Raw genomic sequence first — 746 nt, forward strand, 5'->3', positions numbered from 1 at the left:
GCGTCAGATCGGTCACCAGCATGGTTGGTTTATGCTTTTTCGCCGTGTCAAAGGCATCGGGAATAATCTCGGCTGCTTCGACCGCTTCAAACTGGATCGCACCCGCCGGGCTGCGCGTCTGCACCCACTCATACCTGAACAGGTTCTCGAAGAAGTAGTGGCTCCATTGCGTGGGCGTCTGTGACCAAATCACTTCCAGGCCGGAAGTGATGGCATCCGCGCCGACCCCCGTGCCGTGGCTGCTGGCCCAGCCCAGGCCCTGCGCTTCAATCGGCGCGGTTTCCGGGTCGACACCAACATGTTTGGCATCTGCCGCGCCGTGGGTTTTACCAAGCGTATGACCGCCGGCAATCAGGGCCACGATCTCTTCGTCGTTCATTCCCATATTGCCAAAAGTGGCGCGAATAGCCGGTGCGGCTGAAGCGGGATCGCCGCTGTGTTCCGGGCCTTCCGGGTTGACGTAAATCAGGCCCATTTCTGTGGCACCGAGCGGCGAGTTAGCCAGCGATTCAGGGTGGCGGTGTTCCAGCCAGGTGGTTTCATCGCCCCAGTTCACATCAAGATCCGGTTCCCACACGTCTTCACGCCCGGCACCAAAGCCAAAGGTGCGGAAGCCGGAATTTTCCAGCGCGACGTTGCCCGCCAGGATATAGAGGTCGGCCCATGAAATTTTCTGACCATACTTTTGCTTTACCGGCCACAGCAGACGACGTGCTTTGTCGAGGCTGACGTTATCCGGCCAGGAG

The 746-nt window shown here is 59.4% G+C and carries 1 protein-coding gene; it reads right to left on the minus strand.

Annotation, left to right across the window (positions count from 1 at the left end):
• Window positions 1-746: peroxidase family protein (locus GS12_RS22755; RefSeq protein ID WP_034951314.1), on the minus strand; the 746-nt coding region annotated here is incomplete at both ends.

The organism is Erwinia oleae (assembly GCF_000770305.1).
Classification (GTDB): Bacteria; Pseudomonadota; Gammaproteobacteria; order Enterobacterales; family Enterobacteriaceae; genus Erwinia; species Erwinia oleae.